A 17,111-nucleotide genomic window follows, 5' to 3' on the forward strand; every position below is an offset into this window, starting at 1 on the left:
CATGCTTATAGCCCCGGCGCCTCCCGAATAATCAGGTGGTCCAGGTTCTCGATATTGGCACTGAACACGCCGAACGTCTGCTCGGGGTTTTTCTTGCTGGGCACCTGTTTCAGTTCCGGCGTCACGCCGTAGAAGAAGCAATACAAGGCCCGCTCGCTGTCCACCGCGGCCTTGATCTGTTCCAGGAACGCCGTGCGTTTGCGGTAGTTCTCGATAAGTTTTTTGCTCAGGTAGACGTTGACTGAGTAAGGCTTTTTATCGAGCCACACCTTCTTTTCGAAGTCGATGCGAAAGCTGCTGGTGTAATCCTTGATGGCCTTGATCTTGCCCCAGTAGATCAAGCCCTTGTTGTCCTGCAGGTACTCGATCTTCTTGAAAAACGTCCAGTAGGTCGCGGTGTGGTCGCCGATTTTCAGCGGCATGGACTTGAGCGTGTCCTTGTCGTCGATATTGGAGACGTAGCATTCCACCGGGTGGGCGAACACACTGGTTTTGTCCGGGGTGGTGTCGTTGGCACTGTGAGAGGCGGTCACACGATGCGCAGGAGACTTGGCGACCTCTTGTGGGACGTTTCCTTCGATACCACTCGCTGGGGGTTTACGTTCGTATTGGCGGCGCGTCAGTACGAACTCCGACGGGAAGTGGTCCTCGCGCTCGTCATCACTTTCACCCGTAGCGGCCTTGTGATTGCTGGCGTAGCGGCAGCCGTCGATATGCCGGGTGCTGGTCTTGTTCTTGAAGTGCGGCGTGCGCAGGTAGTTGACGTTCTTGGCGTTGAAGGTGCTTAGCGCATTACCCGCCTCGAACGCCAGGCGGCAGGCATCGTTGGGGCACAGGAAGCTGTCCTGCTCCGAATCGTAGGCGGCGGTTTCGTCGAAATTCAGGTCTCTTACGTCGTAGATCGACAGTTTGTCGTCGAGACTCAGGCTGTAGGCCGTGTCGAATTTCATGGGGGCTCGGGTCCGTGAGAGATATGGCTGGATATTACGCAAATATCAGTCTTTACGAAGCACAAATGTGGGAGCTGTCGAGCCCCAGCGAGGCTGCGAAGGGAGCGCCTCGGTTCACTTGGCGAGCGCGCTATTTGTATCGATACATTTTTCCGCATAGGCAGCAAGCCATCTGACTTTTATTGTCTTTCCCATCCCGGAGAAGGGTGCCTATGCATCAAACAAAAATCACCTCAGGCAATCAGCGAATTAAAGAGCCCTTCAACGACTGAACATGTTTGGAAAAGCTGCAATCGCTCCGTCAGCCGCTTGTAGTTAAGCGAAAAAAAGACCTAAATAACGACCTATTTTAAAGGGGGATCTCCATGCAACTCATTCTGGCTGACGTGGCTGTCAGCGTATCCGAACTCAAAAAGAACCCGTCATCCGTCATGAACGGAGCCAACGGCTCGGCGGTGGCTGTCCTGAACCACAATCGCGTGATGGGTTATATGGTACCGGCAAGCGTCTACGAGGCAATGGTTGAACGCCTTGATGAGCTGGAGCTGGTGCAATTGGTCAAGGAGAGGCTGGACGCCAAGGAGGTGCTGATTCGGGTGTCCCTTGATGAGCTGATTGCTGAGGCAGAGGCGGATATCGCCAATGGGCATTGAGTTTAGTATTGAGTGGGATCCAAAGGCATTAAAGGAACTCAAAAAACTGGACGGTACACTTCGTCATCAGTTTTTGCGCAAACTTCAAGAGCGCCAAGATCACCCGCGGGTTCCAGGTGATGCGCTTTATGGAATGAAGGATTGCTACATGATCAAATTACGTGGGGCCGGCTACCGGCTGGTTTACCGTGTTGAGGACGATCGAATAGTCATCCTCGTATTAGCGGTGGGTAAGCGCGAGCGTAGCACTGTCTACGATTCGGCCAAGAGCCGATAAGCATTGAGTTAACCTGGTTTAACCGCTCAACCCCAAGCACCCCATGCTAGTGCGCGACCCTCAAGCCTAAACCGCTCAACTGTGGGAGCTGTCGAGCCCCAGCGAGGCTGCGAAGGGATCGACTCGGTGTTCCACCGATCCCAATTACCCGCATCACCGCTGCAACCGGGCCCGCTTTTTCTTCTTCGCATGAAAGTGCCGAAAATGCGCATCCTGCGCCGCCGCCAACAATTCCCTATCCCCCCGCGTATCGCCCCAGGCCCTGAGCCGATACTCCCCCAAGTCCCCATACACCGCCTCAAGCCGCAGCACCTTGTTCTCACAACGGCAGTTATTCCCGGTGAGCTTGCCGGTCAGCACCCCGTCCACCACCTCAAGCTCAGTCCCGATCAAGCGGATCCCAAGCCGATCGGCAAACGGCTGCAACACCAGCGCCGGCGACGCCGAACACAGCGTCACCACCGCCCCCGAGCCCAACTCCTGCTCCACCGACAACACACCCGCCGGGCGCATCAACCGCGCCCAATTGCGCTGGCAATACTCCTCGGCCTTCTGCTGCACCCAGGACTTTTCCACGCCAGTCATAAAGGTGCGGATCAACTGCGCCTTCAACTCATCCCGGCTGATCTGCCGCACCAGAAAGCGCAGCCCCGGCACCGCCAGCTTGACCATCCGGCCATAGAACGCGCCGGTGCCGAAGGCAAACTTGAGGAAGGGCACGAAACTGTCGTGGTGGGTGAGGGTGCCGTCGAAGTCAAAGACGGAAAGTACTTTGGCGTCAGCGGGGCCGGCTTCGAGCATGTCTGGGTTCACGGGTTGGCCTCGGTCCTATTTAATAGTTTTAGCGTGCATCAGCTGTGACAGCAGGAGTCTACTCCTGTGCCAATCTTCCGATTTTGGCGTAAAGCCCTTCGGTAAATGCCTCCCGGTCGCTCGACTGGTGACAACGCTGATGGCAGTTGGGGCACAAGGCTACAGCATTGGTGATGCGATCCGAACCCTTCTGGGCCAGGTGCTTGACGTGATGTACTTCAAGAAATGGCAGACCATCGACCTCGAACGGCGCGTTAGAGCCACAGCCTTCGCAGATGCCTTTGGCTTCCTTCAGCACCCAGGCGCGTACTTTTGGATCGCGAACGAAGGAGGTGCTGACGGTGGATACTTTCTGTGGTTGGGCAATGCCGTCCGGTAGTTTTGGGAAAGGTTGTTGCTGCAGTTTGGACGCGCGGCGGATAAGCGTTTGCTCGTCTGCTGTTTGGGCGGCGTCTTCGGATTCGAATACACCCTGCGCTGCGAGGGCTTGGCGGATGCGTTGTTCTACGCCGGTGCCAACATTTTTGGCAGGCTTATAGCCTTCGATGCGGTCCCAGCCCATACGCACAAGCACGGTGGAGATGTTTTGCATGCGGAATTCGATGGAGCCCTTTGCACGGCCTGCCACCGGACCTTCTCGCAGAAGTCGGTTCTCGAGGGCTTTGTTGAAAGGTTGGCCGTTTTTTTCCCAGGCCAACATCTTTAAGTAAGCCTCCACCGCAGCTGCCAGCTCCGCGTCACTCCAGTCCGTTTTGTCTTTCGTTATGTCCATACAGCCGCCGAGGGTAGAAAACCCTCGGACGATACTGAGTAGCCACTATTGAGTCTACGAAATTTCCTACGGGCAGGTCGGAATTGGCAGTCGTCTGTGCTAGTAGATTCGCTGCTTCATTGGGAACGGTTGCATGAGCTTTCGCCACCACGGCGTCTTTGCTCGCTCTCTGCATCAACCGATCCATGGCTGATGTTTTCGTAGGAAGGGTCTTGTTCAATCCAGTGAGCATAAAAAAGCCCTGAACAAGTCAGGGCTCTTTAGTGTTACTTGATTTGGGAATCAATCCCAGCTCAACGCCCCACCCGTCTGATACTCAATCACCCGAGTCTCAAAGAAATTCTTCTCTTTCTTCAAGTCCATGATCTCGCTCATCCACGGGAACGGGTTCGTCGTGCCTGGATATTCTTCTTTAAGACCAATCTGCGACAGACGACGGTTAGCAATGAACTTGAGGTAATCCTCCATCATCGCCGCATTCATGCCCAGCACCCCACGCGGCATGGTATCCCGCGCGTATTCAATCTCCAACTGCGTCCCCTGCAGAATCATCTGGGTCGCTTCTTCCTTCATCTCGGCATCCCACAAGTGTGGGTTTTCGATTTTGATCTGGTTGATCACATCGATACCGAAGTTCAGGTGCATCGACTCGTCACGCAGGATGTACTGGAACTGCTCCGCCACGCCGGTCATTTTGTTGCGGCGGCCCATGGAGAGGATCTGGGTGAAGCCGCAGTAGAAGAAGATGCCTTCCAGCACGCAGTAGTAGGCGACCAGGTTGCGCAGCAGTTCCTTGTCGGTGTCGACGGTGCCGGTTTCGAACTTCGGATCGGAGATCGAGCGGGTGTACTTGAGGCCCCAGGCGGCCTTTTTGGCGACCGATGGAATCTCGTGGTACATGTTGAAGATCTCGCCTTCATCCATGGCCAGCGATTCGATGCAGTACTGGTAGGCGTGGGTGTGGATCGCTTCTTCGAAGGCCTGGCGCAGGATGTACTGGCGGCACTCCGGGTTGGTGATCAGGCGGTACACGGCCAGGACCAGGTTGTTGGCGACCAGGGAGTCGGCGGTGGAGAAGAAGCCGAGGTTGCGCATGACGATGCGGCGTTCGTCGTCGGTGAGGCCTTCGGGGTTTTTCCACAGGGCGATGTCGGCGGTCATGTTGACCTCTTGCGGCATCCAGTGGTTGGCGCAGCCGTCGAGGTACTTCTGCCAGGCCCAGTCGTACTTGAACGGCACGAGTTGGTTGAGGTCGGCGCGGCAGTTGATCATGCGTTTTTCATCGACGGCGACGCGGGCGGAGGCGCCTTCGAGTTCGGCGAGGCCTTCGGCGACGTCGAGTTTGTCCAGGGCGGCCTTGGCGCGCACGATGGCGGCCGAATCATTGGCGGTGACGGCGCGGGCTTCCACGGCGGCAGCGGCGCCGGCACCGTCGAGGCGGTCCATGTTGGCTTCGGTGGCGTGGCCGGCGTTGGCGCCTTTGGCGGTTACTTCGCCTTCTTCTTCTTTGTCGAATTCGTCCCAGCTCAGCATGACGTGTCGTCTCCTGCGTGAGGGCTCAAAGGTGCCCGTGTGAAACCGGATGGTTGGGTGTTCACACGGCCCAGGGCCGCGGTGGATCTTAAGGAATCGTTTGTTGCAGCAGCTCGCGCAGGCAAATAAACGGAAATGGCGTAGCGGGTCCTGCATGAGGCTGAGGGGCGCAGCGGTAGGTGCAAGCTCGCGCGCAGGCCTCGGTCTGGTGCTTCGTCCCTGTGTAAAGGGATATTGCAGGCCCGATTTACCCGCGCATTATAGGGAAAAATTCGGGTTTGTGTTGCGGCGGATGGTCTCGGCGAGCGGACAAAAAGGCTGCTATTTGGGCCAGAGTGAGGGTTTGCAGGGGTTTGGCGGGGTAGGAGATTTTTGACGGGCGGTGGCGGTTTTTTACTGAGGCGAGCAATGGTGATCAGATTGTAGATATTTGCATTGCTCTACGATGACGCGCTGCCATAAATTGCTGCAGATCAGCGAGGGGGGGCCGCTCTAATGCGCACAATTTCAATCATAAAGGATGGCGACGGGCAGAGAATTCATCTGCCGGCGGATATGGCTTACGACGGTGTGGATGAGTTGGACATTAGTCGGGAGGGCAACACGATTATCTTGCGGCCAGCCAGACCCAGTTGGTTATCTCTGGCGGATTTGCCTAGGGCGGATGAGGGTTTTTTGCAAGAGAGGGAAGAGATAATTAAGGGTGTGAGGCCGGAATAGGGGGCGTTTGGCGCTATTGCATCGGTACGGCTGACACCGCTATCGGGGGCAAGTCGAATCGTCGCACCGCCCCTCCCACATTTGAATCGCGTCGTGCCAGGGGCCGGGCCTTTGCCGCAAGAACGATTTCTTGCGGCGAATAAGCTTCCAGCGTGAAAACTGTTTATCCGTTAGAGCAACCATCGCCCATCACGTGATAATTAAGAACATGGCGCTGGCCTTGGGAATCTTCATATTCCATCTTCACCGGTACAACTTCACAGACATTCGGAACATTGCTCATGGATATAACTTTGGCGACGTCCAGATGGGTGCTGTAGGTGTAGTCCTCAACAACCGGCGCATTCTGGCCGGCCAGTTCGGTGGGGGCTTCGTCGGCCAGGGCGGCGGTTGCACACAGGCTGCTCAGGGCCATCACTACTAACGCTTTCATTCTCTATTGACCTTCTTCAGGGCGAAAGGGGTCACGGGGCCCTTATGAGGCCGCGTGCGTAACTTAAAAGTTGGGAAGTTCGGATTAACGTTGCCTTCGTGGGGGATGTTGCGTTGTTAATCTCAGTGCCGGTTGGCGGAATCGATTTTAGGCGTGCGGGTTATATTCATATACCCGTAGTTTTGATAAACACTTTTGGCGGTTTTTGTAACAATCCTGTGGTAAAGGTTTTTTCACAAACTGGCAAAGCGCCGCAGGCCGCGGGCCAGAGGGGCAAAGGAGGATGTCGGGGTAATTTGTAGGGGCTTGTTACTACCATCGTCGAATGGTTCTATAGGCCAGCCCCGGCTACAACAGGGCCATACAAAAACAACGATTGTCACCGAGGTAAGAAAGATGAGTGCGGCTTCCCTGTACCCCGTTCGCCCCGAAGTAGCAGCCAACACGCTGACCGATGAGGCGACCTACAAGGCCATGTACCAGCAGTCGGTGGTCAACCCCGACGGTTTCTGGCGTGAGCAAGCCAAGCGCCTTGACTGGGTCAAGCCTTTCACCGCGGTCAAGCAGACCTCTTTCGATGACCACCATGTCGACATCAAGTGGTTCGCTGATGGCACCCTGAACGTTTCCTACAACTGCCTGGACCGTCACCTCGCCGAGCGTGGCGACCAGGCGGCGATCATCTGGGAGGGCGATGACCCTGCCGAAAGCCGCACCATCACCTACCGCGAACTGCACGAAGAAGTCTGCAAGTTCGCCAACGCCCTGCGTGGCCAGGATGTGCATCGCGGCGACGTGGTGACTATCTATATGCCAATGATCCCCGAAGCCGTGGTTGCCATGCTGGCGTGTGCCCGCATCGGTGCGATCCACTCGGTGGTATTCGGCGGTTTCTCGCCGGAGGCCCTGGCCGGTCGCATCATTGACTGTAAGTCGAAGGTGGTGATCACCGCCGACGAAGGTGTTCGCGCCGGTAAGAAGATTCCGCTCAAGGCCAACGTCGACGACGCCCTGACCAACCCGGAAACCAGCAGCATCCAGAAAGTCATCGTATGCAAGCGCACCAACGGCGCGATCAAGTGGAACCAGCATCGCGACATCTGGTACGAAGACCTGATGAAAGTGGCGGGCACCGTGTGTGCGCCCAAAGAGATGGGCGCCGAAGAAGCGCTGTTCATCCTCTATACCTCCGGCTCCACCGGCAAGCCCAAAGGCGTGCAGCACACCACCGGCGGCTACCTGTTGTATGCGGCCCTGACCCACGAGCGCGTGTTCGACTACCGTCCGGGCGAAATCTACTGGTGCACCGCCGACGTCGGTTGGGTCACCGGCCACACCTATATCGTCTACGGCCCGCTGGCCAATGGCGCGACCACGCTGCTGTTCGAAGGCGTGCCGAACTACCCGGACATCACCCGGGTGGGCAAGATCGTCGACAAGCACAAGGTCAACATCCTCTACACCGCGCCGACCGCGATCCGCGCGATGATGGCGTCGGGCACTGCCGCTTGCGAAGGCGTGGATGGCAGCAGCCTGCGCCTGCTGGGTTCGGTGGGTGAGCCGATCAACCCCGAGGCGTGGGACTGGTACTACAAGAACGTCGGCCAATCCCGTTGCCCGATCGTCGACACCTGGTGGCAGACCGAAACCGGCGGCAACATGATGAGCCCGCTGCCGGGCGCCCATGCGCTCAAGCCGGGTTCGGCGGCGCGGCCGTTCTTTGGCGTGGTGCCGGCGTTGGTGGACAACCTGGGCAACCTGATCGAAGGCGCCGCCGAAGGCAACCTGGTGATCCTCGATTCGTGGCCGGGCCAGGCGCGTACGCTGTACGGCGACCATGACCGTTTCGTCGACACCTACTTCAAGACCTTCCGTGGCATGTACTTCACCGGTGACGGTGCGCGTCGTGACGAGGACGGTTACTACTGGATCACGGGTCGTGTGGATGACGTGTTGAACGTGTCCGGCCACCGCATGGGCACCGCCGAGATCGAAAGCGCCATGGTTGCCCACCCGAAAGTCGCCGAAGCGGCGGTGGTGGGTGTACCGCACGACATCAAGGGCCAGGGCATCTATGTGTATGTCACCCTCAAAAATGGCGAAGAGCCGAGCGAGGCGCTGCGCCTGGAGCTGAAAAACTGGGTGCGCAAGGAGATCGGACCGATTGCTTCGCCGGATGTGATCCAGTGGGCGCCGGGCTTGCCGAAGACGCGTTCGGGCAAGATCATGCGGCGGATTCTGCGCAAGATTGCTACGGCTGAGTATGACGGGTTGGGGGATATCTCCACCTTGGCCGACCCGGGTGTGGTGGCGCATTTGATTGAAACGCACAAGACCATGAACGTCGCGTAAGGCGGGGTAGGTGGGAAAGAGCCCCATTCGGTGTACGCCGAGTGGGGCTTTTTTGTCATCTCTCAAAACCACTGAGGGCCCCATAGGTTGACCGCATTGCATGGCGAAAATCGAAGGTGGACTGACAGGATTGGCTCTTCACCAGTCCAATAAATATCGGTTTATCACGTAGGAGGTTTCTGAATGTTACCGAGCGGCGCAAATGTGTAACCCGTCGCCCAAACATGAGGCAAAGCGCTACGCCATTGCCTGGAAAAACCCCATTCCAGACATCCCCCGAAATAAGATTAAACGCCACACTTGCCGTGCCAGAAGGCTTTGCGAATAATAGGCCCGCAATTTGCAGCGTCTACAGGTTTACTGTCTTTTGTCTCTGCATAAATTTCAGAGGCTGTCAATGAGCTGGAACTGCTTTCTCGGTGCTTCTGTAAATTGTTGTCGCATTGAGGAAATATCGGCTTCCGGCCTGTCGTTAGAATGCCGATCACTCGCTCGTCGTCTCCAGTGTTGAACTGGCGTAGGACGCAGCACCGCTTTCGGTTTCACCTTCGCCGCATCGTGGGCCATGGCTCATACTGCTGTTTTGCCCTATACCGATGGAGTCCCAAGATGAAGAAACTCGTGCTGTTGGGCGCCCTGGCGCTGTCCGTGCTGTCCATGCAGGTCTTTGCTGAAGGCAAGCCTCTGAAAATTGGTATCGAAGCGGCTTACCCTCCGTTTGCCTCCAAGGCGCCGGATGGCAGCATCGTCGGTTTTGACTACGACATCGGCAACGCCCTGTGCAAGCAGATGGACGTGAAGTGCACCTGGGTCGAGCAGGAATTCGACGGCCTGATCCCTGCGTTGAAAGTACGCAAGATCGACGCGATCCTGTCCTCGATGTCCATCACCGAAGACCGCAAGAAGTCCGTCGACTTCACCAGCCGTTACTACCTGAGCCCGGCGCGCCTGGTGATGAAGGAAGGCACAACCGTCAGCGACAGCCTGGATGAATTGAAGGGCAAGAAGATCGGCGTGCAGCGCGGTTCGATCCACGACCGTTTCGCCAAGGAAGTCCTGGCCCCTAAAGGCGCTACCGTCGTTCCTTACAGCACCCAGAACGAAATCTACCTGGACGTGGAAGCCGGTCGCCTCGACGGCACCGTGGCCGACGCCACCCTGCTGCAGGACGGTTTCCTGAAAACCGACGCAGGCAAAGGCTACGCGTTTGTAGGCCCGTCGTTCACCGACGCCAAATACTTCGGTGACGGCATCGGCATCGCGGTACGCAAGGGCGACAAGGAAAACCTGGACCGCATCAACGCCGCTATCGCCGCGATCCGTGCCAATGGCGAGTACAAGAAAATCCAGGACAAGTACTTCGACTTCGATATTTACGGCGCTGACGCCAAGTAAATCGTCGCAGCTGTCTGTCCGAAATGGCGCAAGCAACAGAACACTCTGAAGTTTGCGCCATTTTTTCATCCCCCTTTTCGAGGACCTGAATCATGTTGAAAGGCTACGGGGCCGTCATCCTCGATGGCGCATGGTTGACGCTTCAGCTCGCCTTGTCGTCCATGGCCTTGGCCATTGTTCTGGGTCTGATCGGGGTCGCGTTACGCCTGTCGCCGGTGCGCTGGTTGGCCTGGCTGGGTGACTTGTACTCCACGGTGATCCGCGGGATCCCCGACCTGGTGCTGATCCTGTTGATTTTCTACGGCGGTCAGGACCTGCTCAACCGCGTCGCGCCGATGCTTGGCTACGACGACTATATCGATTTGAACCCCTTGGCCGCCGGTATCGGCACCCTGGGTTTCATCTTTGGCGCCTACCTGTCGGAAACCTTCCGCGGCGCCTTCATGGCCATTCCCAAGGGCCAGGCCGAAGCGGGCCTGGCGTATGGCATGAGCGGTTTCCAGGTGTTTTTCCGGGTGATGGTGCCGCAGATGATTCGGCTGGCGATCCCTGGTTTCACCAACAACTGGCTGGTACTGACCAAGGCCACCGCGCTGATTTCGGTGGTGGGCCTGCAAGACATGATGTTCAAGGCCAAGCAGGCGGCAGACGCCACCCGCGAGCCTTTTACCTTCTTCCTCGCAGTGGCGGCGATGTACCTGGTGATCACCAGCGTATCGTTGCTGGCCTTGCGTCATCTTGAGAAGCGCTACTCGGTAGGCGTAAGGGCGGCTGATCTATGATCTTCGACTACAACGTCATCTGGGAGTCCATGCCGCTGTACCTTGACGGCCTGCTGACCACCCTGAAACTGCTCGCCATCTCGCTGTTCTTCGGCCTGCTCGCCGCCTTGCCCCTGGGCTTGATGCGTGTGTCCAAGCAGCCGATCGTCAATGGCGCGGCATGGCTCTACACCTACGTGATCCGCGGCACGCCGATGCTGGTGCAGCTGTTTTTGATCTACTACGGCCTGGCGCAGTTCGAAGCGGTGCGTGAAAGCTTCCTGTGGCCGCTGCTGTCCAGCGCCACGTTCTGTGCGTGCCTGGCCTTTGCGATCAACACCAGCGCCTACACCGCCGAGATCATCGCCGGCAGCCTCAAGGCCACGCCCAATGGCGAGATCGAAGCGGCCAAGGCCATGGGCATGTCGCGTTACAAGCTGTACCGCCGCATCCTGCTGCCGTCGGCCCTGCGCCGCGCACTGCCGCAATACAGCAACGAAGTGATCATGATGCTGCAGACCACCAGCCTGGCCTCCATCGTTACCCTGATCGACATCACCGGTGCGGCGCGCACGGTGAATGCGCAGTTCTATCTGCCGTTCGAGGCCTACATCACCGCCGGTGCGTTTTACCTGTGCCTGACCTTTATCCTGGTGCGCCTGTTCAAGTTGGCCGAGCGCCGCTGGCTGAGCTACCTGGCTCCACGGAAGCATTGAGATGGAACGTATCGATCACCTGTTGCCCTGGGGTCACCTGGGCTGCGAACGCCAGCTGAGTGTGTTTCGCTTTGGCAGCGGCGAGCGCAAGGCCTATATCCAGGCCAGCCTGCATGCCGATGAACTGCCCGGCATGCGCGCCGCCTGGGAACTGAAAAAACGCCTCACCGAGCTGGAACAGCAGGGCGCGCTCAACGGCGTGATCGAGCTGGTGCCGGTGGCTAACCCGATGGGCTTGGGCCAGTTGCTGCAAGGCAGCCACCAGGGGCGTTTCGAGGTGGGCAGCGGCAAGAATTTCAACCGCGATTTCGTCGAGTTGAGCGAACCGGTCGCGGCGCTGCTGGACGGCAAGCTGGGCGATGATGCCCACGCCAATGTGCGCATGATTCGCCAGGCCATGAGCGATGCGCTCAACGCGCTGCCCGCGCCGAGCAGCCAGTTGCAAGGTATGCAACGCATCCTGCTGAGCCACGCCTGCACCGCCGACGTGGTGCTTGACCTGCACTGCGACGCCGAAGCCGCGCTGCACATGTACGCATTGCCTCAGCACTGGCCGCAATGGCGTTCGCTGTCGGCGCATTTGAATGTGAAGGTCGGCCTGCTGGCGGAAGACTCCGGCGGCAGTTCGTTTGATGAAGCGTGCTCGCTGCCGTGGTTGCGGCTGTCGCGCAGGTTCCCCGAAGCGCAAATCCCGCTGGCGTGCCTGGCCACGACCCTCGAGTTGGGCGGCCAGGCCGACACCGGCCGCGATGAAGCGATCTTCCACGCCGAAGGCATCCTCGCGTTCCTCGCCGAGCAGGGCCTGATCAAGGGCGAATGGCCGGCGCCGCGGTTTGAGCCGTGCGAAGGCCTGCCGTTCGAAGGCACCGAGTTACTGTTCGCGCCTCACGCCGGGGTGATCAGCTACCTGCGTAAAGCCGGCGACTGGGTTGAGAAGGGCGAAGCGATTTTTGAAGTGATTGACCCCCTGGAAGACCGCGTGAGCATTCTGTGCGCGGGCACCTCGGGGGTGTTGTTTGCCGTTGAACGGCTACGTTATGCCCAAGCGGGTTTTTGGCTGGCCAAGGTGGCGGGGCGCGACGCGCTGCGACACGGGCGCTTGCTCAACGACTGACCACCTGTTTTTGTGAGAACCGACCGCATGTACAAGCTTGAAGTCCAAGACCTGCATAAACGCTATGGCAGTCATGAAGTGCTCAAAGGCGTGTCCCTGGCCGCCGCGGCCGGTGATGTGATCAGCATCATCGGTTCCAGCGGTTCGGGCAAAAGTACCTTTTTGCGCTGCATCAACCTGCTGGAACAACCCCACGCCGGCAAGATTCTGCTCAACAACGAAGAGCTGAAACTGGTCGCCAACAAAGACGGCGCGCTGAAGGCCGCCGATCCTAAACAGCTGCAGCGCATGCGCTCGCGCCTGTCCATGGTGTTCCAGCATTTCAACCTGTGGTCGCACATGACCGCGTTGGAAAACGTGATGGAAGCCCCCGTGCACGTGCTGGGCGTTTCGAAGAAAGAAGCCCGCGAAAAGGCCGAGCACTACCTGGCCAAGGTCGGCGTGGGCCATCGTAAGGATGCGTTCCCCGGCCACATGTCCGGCGGCGAGCAACAGCGCGTGGCGATCGCCCGTGCCCTGGCGATGGAACCGGAGGTGATGCTGTTCGATGAACCCACCTCGGCGCTCGACCCGGAACTGGTCGGTGAGGTGCTCAAGGTGATGCAGGACCTGGCCCAGGAAGGCCGCACCATGGTGGTGGTGACCCACGAAATGGGCTTTGCCCGTGAAGTGTCCAACCAGTTGGTGTTCCTGCACAAAGGCATTGTTGAAGAGCGCGGCAACCCGAGGGAAGTGCTGGTCAATCCCCAATCCGAGCGGTTGCAGCAGTTCCTCTCCGGCAGCTTGAAATAGCCCTTTCCTGTTGGCGCTGCTTTATGTGGGAGGGGGCAGGCTCCCCTCCCACATTTGGATCTTCATCGTTTTTGAGATTTGTGCTGGTTTACCGGCTAGCATTGGCCTTTGTCTTCATTACCGTTACTCGCTTCGGATAGCCCTCCATGACCGCCCATAAAATTGGTTTCCTGATTTGGCCCAGCACAAAAGCACTCACGCTTGCGCTGGCTGAGGAGGCCTTGCGCGTTGCTCAGCGGGTGCATCCGGAGGTGATCTACGAGTTGTCGTTTTTGCTCGCCGAGCCGGCCACCGATGGCGCCTGGCAACTGCCGGGCGAGCCTTGGGCCGGCAAGCTGGAAGGGTTCCAGAAGCTGTTCCTGCTGGCGGACGAACCGCCGACCGTGATCGCCTCGCAACTGAGCTCTGCCCTCAAGCAACTGGTGCGCGCCGGTTGTGTGATCGGCGGTTTGTCGGCGGGTGTGTACCCACTGGCCCAGCTCGGTCTGCTCGATGGCTACCGCGCCGCCGTGCACTGGCGTTGGCAGGACGATTTTGCCGAGCGCTTCCCCAAGGTCATCGCCACCAGCCACCTGTTCGACTGGGACCGTGATCGTTTGACCGCCTGTGGTGGCATGTCGGTGCTCGACCTGCTGCTGGCGGTACTCGCGCGTGATCACGGCGCCGAACTGGCCGGCGCGGTGTCGGAGGAGCTGGTGGTGGAGCGCATCCGCGAAGGCGGCGAGCGCCAGCGTATCCCATTGCAGAACCGCCTGGGTTCCAGCCATCCGAAGCTGACCCAGGCGGTGCTGTTGATGGAGGCGAATATCGAAGAGCCGCTGACCACCGACGAAATTGCCCAGCACGTGTGCGTGTCGCGACGACAGCTTGAAAGGATCTTCAAGCAGTACCTCAACCGCGTCCCCAGCCAGTACTACCTGGAACTGCGCCTGAACAAGGCGCGCCAGATGCTCATGCAAACCAGCAAGTCGATCATCCAGATCGGTTTGTCATGCGGCTTTTCCTCGGGGCCGCACTTTTCCAGCGCCTACCGCAACTTCTTCGGCGCCACCCCGCGTGAAGACCGCAACCAGCGGCGCAGCAGCAGCCCGTTTGAATTGTCTTCGGTGCCGTCCGAGCGCGGCTGAGGATGCGCGTGCGTGCGTTGCTGTCGCGATAGCGCAAAATTCCTACGGTGCTGCCGCAAATCCCTGTCATCCGTTTAAACTGCGCCATTGCGATGCTATATGTCGCATTGGCGTAAACCCGTGTAAAACCTGGGTTTGCGCTATAAGAAGTTGTCGCTTGGCGGCAAGGCCGCGCTGAAAACTGTCCTTACAATCCCTGCATCGCCCGCCAGTTCCAGGCAGGCGTTCCTCTTCAGGAGACTCCGATGTCCGTTGAGCAAGCCCCGGTGCAACGTGCCGATTTCGACCAGGTCATGGTTCCCAACTACGCCCCTGCCGCGTTCATTCCTGTGCGTGGCGCAGGGTCCCGCGTGTGGGACCAGGCGGGTCGCGAGCTGATCGACTTTGCCGGCGGCATCGCGGTCAACGTGCTGGGCCACGCCCACCCGGCGCTGGTCGGTGCACTGACCGAACAGGCCAACAAGCTCTGGCACGTCTCCAACGTCTTCACCAATGAGCCGGCCCTGCGCCTGGCCCATAAGCTGATCGACGCCACCTTTGCCGAGCGCGTGTTCTTCTGCAACTCCGGCGCCGAGGCCAACGAGGCCGCGTTCAAGCTGGCCCGTCGCGTGGCGTTCGACCGTTTCGGCACTGAAAAGTACGAGATCATCGCTGCACTGAACAGCTTCCACGGCCGCACCCTGTTCACCGTCAACGTCGGTGGCCAGTCCAAGTATTCCGACGGTTTCGGCCCGAAAATTACCGGTATTACCCACGTGCCGTATAACGATCTGGCTGCGCTCAAAGCCGCCGTGTCGGACAAGACCTGCGCGGTCGTGCTGGAGCCGATCCAGGGCGAGGGCGGTGTCCTGCCGGCCGAACTGGCCTACCTGCAAGGTGCCCGCGAGCTGTGCGACGCCAACGACGCGCTGCTGGTATTCGACGAAGTGCAGACCGGCATGGGCCGCAGCGGCCATCTGTTTGCCTACCAGCATTACGGCGTGACGCCGGACATCCTCACCAGCGCCAAGAGCCTGGGCGGTGGTTTTCCGATCGCCGCGATGCTGACGACCGAAGCGTTGGCCAAGCACCTGGTGGTGGGCACCCACGGCACCACCTACGGCGGCAACCCGCTGGCGTGCGCGGTGGCTGAAGCCGTGATCGATGTGATCAACACCCCCGAAGTGCTGGCCGGTGTGAAAGCCAAGCACGACCAGTTCAAGGCGCGCCTGGAACAGATCGGCAAACAGTACGGCATCTTCACCGAAGTGCGTGGCATGGGCCTGTTGATCGGCTGCGTGCTGAGCGATGCGTTCAAAGGCAAGGCCAAGGACGTGTTCAACGCGGCCGAAAAAGAAAACCTGATGATCCTGCAAGCCGGCCCGGACGTGGTGCGTTTCGCGCCGAGCCTGGTGGTGGAAGACGCGGACATCAACGAAGGCCTGGATCGTTTTGAGCGGGCTGTAAAAACACTGACGCAAGCATGATGGACCGTTCGATGCCCGAGCGATTGAGCATCGAACCCGAATTTTTGTGCCGGGCCCGTCAGTTGGAGCGGTGAAGATCCAAATGTGGGAGGGGCGGTGCGACGATTCGACTTGCTCCCTCCCACACTGGACCTCACTGGTTTGTGGATTGTGCCTGGTATTTTTTCCTATGAGTTTTTCGAGTTAAGGAGTGACACCATGCTGGTGATGCGCCCCGCGCAAATGGCTGATCTGGGCGAGGTACAGCGTCTGGCTGCAGACAGCCCGATTGGTGTCACCTCCTTGCCGGACGATGTGGAACGCCTGAGCGACAAGATCGCCGCCAGCGAAGCGTCCTTTGCGGCCGAGGTGAGTTTCAACGGTGAAGAAAGCTATTTCTTCGTGCTCGAAGACACCGAGACCGGCAAGTTGGCGGGCTGCTCGGCCATCGTCGCCTCGGCCGGTTATTCGGAGCCGTTCTACAGCTTTCGTAACGAAACGTTCGTGCACGCCTCCCGCGAGCTGAAGATCCATAACAAGATCCACGTGCTTTCCCAATGCCACGACCTCACCGGTAACAGCCTGCTCACCAGTTTCTACGTGGTGCCCGAGCTGGTCGGTTCGCCGTGGTCGGAACTCAACTCCCGTGGCCGCCTGTTGTTCGTCGCCAGCCACCCCGAGCGCTTTGCCGACTCGGTAGTGACCGAGATCGTCGGCTACAGCGACGAGAACGGTGATTCGCCGTTCTGGGACGCCATCGGCCGCAACTTCTTCGACCTCAACTACGCCGCCGCCGAGCGCCTGTGCGGGCTGAAAAGCCGCACCTTCCTCGCCGAACTGATGCCGCATTACCCGATCTACGTGCCGTTGCTGCCGGACGAAGCCCAGGAAGCCATGGGCCAGGTGCACCCGCGTGCGCAGATCACCTTCGACATCCTGATGCGCGAAGGCTTCGAGACCGACCATTACATCGACATTTTCGACGGTGGCCCGACGCTGCATGCGCGCGTCTCGGGCATTCGCTCGATCGCTCAGAGCCGCGTGGTGCCGGTGAAGATCGGCGAGATGGTCAAGGGGGGCGGCCGCCAGTACCTGGTGAGCAATGCGCAGTTGCAGGATTACCGCGCGGTGATGCTGGAACTGGACTACGCGCCCGGCAAGCCCGTGACACTGGACTTGGCGGCAGCCGAAGCCTTGGGTGTTGGCGAAGGCGCCAGTGTGCGTCTGGTTGCGGTTTAAAAAGAGAGTTTCGCGGGTG

General features: G+C 59.0%; 17 protein-coding genes. 12 read left to right on the plus strand and 5 right to left on the minus strand.

Annotation, left to right across the window (positions count from 1 at the left end; genetic code table 11):
* Window positions 1-5 precede the first annotated feature (5 nt).
* On the minus strand, window positions 6-950 hold the full coding sequence (locus V6M90_RS11745; protein ID WP_332846502.1) for a hypothetical protein: 945 nt from the start codon (window positions 948-950) through the stop codon (window positions 6-8).
* Window positions 951-1,315: 365 nt separating this feature from the next.
* On the opposite strand from V6M90_RS11745, the gene V6M90_RS11750 reads away from it, so the two are divergent.
* On the plus strand, window positions 1,316-1,603 hold the full coding sequence (locus V6M90_RS11750) for a type II toxin-antitoxin system Phd/YefM family antitoxin (protein WP_003175670.1): 288 nt from the start codon (window positions 1,316-1,318) through the stop codon (window positions 1,601-1,603).
* A complete protein-coding gene (locus V6M90_RS11755) occupies window positions 1,593-1,880 on the plus strand; it encodes a type II toxin-antitoxin system RelE family toxin (protein ID WP_370694816.1) in 288 nt (95 codons plus the stop codon). The genes V6M90_RS11750 and V6M90_RS11755 overlap by 11 nt, the downstream gene beginning before the upstream one ends.
* Window positions 1,881-2,033: 153 nt before the next feature.
* Here the strand turns inward: V6M90_RS11755 and V6M90_RS11760 are convergent, their stop codons facing one another.
* From V6M90_RS11760 to V6M90_RS11770, 3 genes are all read right to left on the minus strand, one after another.
* A complete protein-coding gene (locus V6M90_RS11760) occupies window positions 2,034-2,681 on the minus strand; it encodes an HAD-IB family hydrolase (protein WP_332846510.1) in 648 nt (215 codons plus the stop codon).
* A gap of 70 nt (window positions 2,682-2,751) precedes the next feature.
* Window positions 2,752-3,465, minus strand: a complete 714-nt coding sequence (locus V6M90_RS11765; protein WP_003175668.1) for an HNH endonuclease — start codon at window positions 3,463-3,465, stop codon at window positions 2,752-2,754.
* Window positions 3,466-3,747: 282 nt separating this feature from the next.
* On the minus strand, window positions 3,748-4,998 hold the full coding sequence (locus tag V6M90_RS11770) for a ribonucleotide-diphosphate reductase subunit beta (protein WP_332846503.1): 1,251 nt from the start codon (window positions 4,996-4,998) through the stop codon (window positions 3,748-3,750).
* 495 nt (window positions 4,999-5,493) lie between these two features.
* Between V6M90_RS11770 and vapB the strand changes: the two genes are divergently transcribed.
* Window positions 5,494-5,718, plus strand: coding sequence for a type II toxin-antitoxin system VapB family antitoxin (gene vapB / locus V6M90_RS11775; protein ID WP_042945168.1), 225 nt, complete (start codon window positions 5,494-5,496; stop codon window positions 5,716-5,718).
* 163 nt (window positions 5,719-5,881) lie between these two features.
* On the opposite strand, the gene V6M90_RS11780 is transcribed toward vapB, so the two are convergent.
* Window positions 5,882-6,151, minus strand: a complete 270-nt coding sequence (locus V6M90_RS11780) for a DUF2790 domain-containing protein (RefSeq protein WP_003175665.1) — start codon at window positions 6,149-6,151, stop codon at window positions 5,882-5,884.
* Window positions 6,152-6,547: 396 nt separating this feature from the next.
* Between V6M90_RS11780 and acs the strand changes: the two genes are divergently transcribed.
* From acs to aruF, 9 genes are all read left to right on the plus strand, one after another.
* Window positions 6,548-8,503 (plus strand): acetate--CoA ligase, encoded by a 1,956-nt coding sequence (gene acs, locus V6M90_RS11785; protein WP_003175664.1) that lies wholly within the window; start codon window positions 6,548-6,550, stop codon window positions 8,501-8,503.
* Window positions 8,504-9,112: 609 nt separating this feature from the next.
* Window positions 9,113-9,898, plus strand: a complete 786-nt coding sequence (locus tag V6M90_RS11790; RefSeq protein WP_332846504.1) for an ABC transporter substrate-binding protein — start codon at window positions 9,113-9,115, stop codon at window positions 9,896-9,898.
* A 92-nt stretch (window positions 9,899-9,990) separates the two neighbouring features.
* A complete protein-coding gene (locus V6M90_RS11795; protein ID WP_003175662.1) occupies window positions 9,991-10,680 on the plus strand; it encodes an ABC transporter permease in 690 nt (229 codons plus the stop codon).
* The gene (locus tag V6M90_RS11800) at window positions 10,677-11,375 is read left to right on the plus strand and encodes an ABC transporter permease (protein WP_003175661.1); all 699 of its coding nucleotides are present in this window, start codon (window positions 10,677-10,679) and stop codon (window positions 11,373-11,375) included. The genes V6M90_RS11795 and V6M90_RS11800 overlap by 4 nt, the downstream gene beginning before the upstream one ends.
* A 1-nt stretch (window position 11,376) precedes the next feature.
* Window positions 11,377-12,489, plus strand: a complete 1,113-nt coding sequence (locus V6M90_RS11805) for a succinylglutamate desuccinylase/aspartoacylase family protein (RefSeq protein WP_003175660.1) — start codon at window positions 11,377-11,379, stop codon at window positions 12,487-12,489.
* 27 nt (window positions 12,490-12,516) lie between these two features.
* Complete coding sequence (locus V6M90_RS11810; RefSeq protein ID WP_003175659.1) at window positions 12,517-13,281, plus strand: ABC transporter ATP-binding protein; 765 nt, start codon at window positions 12,517-12,519, stop codon at window positions 13,279-13,281.
* 146 nt (window positions 13,282-13,427) lie between these two features.
* On the plus strand, window positions 13,428-14,408 hold the full coding sequence (gene argR, locus V6M90_RS11815; protein ID WP_003175658.1) for a transcriptional regulator ArgR: 981 nt from the start codon (window positions 13,428-13,430) through the stop codon (window positions 14,406-14,408).
* A 245-nt stretch (window positions 14,409-14,653) separates the two neighbouring features.
* Window positions 14,654-15,874 carry an aspartate aminotransferase family protein gene (locus V6M90_RS11820; RefSeq protein ID WP_003175656.1) on the plus strand — a complete coding sequence of 407 codons (1,221 nt, stop codon included), beginning with the start codon at window positions 14,654-14,656 and terminating at the stop codon, window positions 15,872-15,874.
* A 198-nt stretch (window positions 15,875-16,072) separates the two neighbouring features.
* Window positions 16,073-17,092, plus strand: coding sequence for an arginine/ornithine succinyltransferase subunit alpha (gene aruF, locus V6M90_RS11825; RefSeq protein WP_332846505.1), 1,020 nt, complete (start codon window positions 16,073-16,075; stop codon window positions 17,090-17,092).
* Window positions 17,093-17,111 lie beyond the last annotated feature (19 nt).

This window comes from Pseudomonas lactucae, from assembly GCF_036688725.1.
GTDB classification, from domain to species: Bacteria; Pseudomonadota; Gammaproteobacteria; order Pseudomonadales; family Pseudomonadaceae; genus Aquipseudomonas; species Aquipseudomonas lactucae.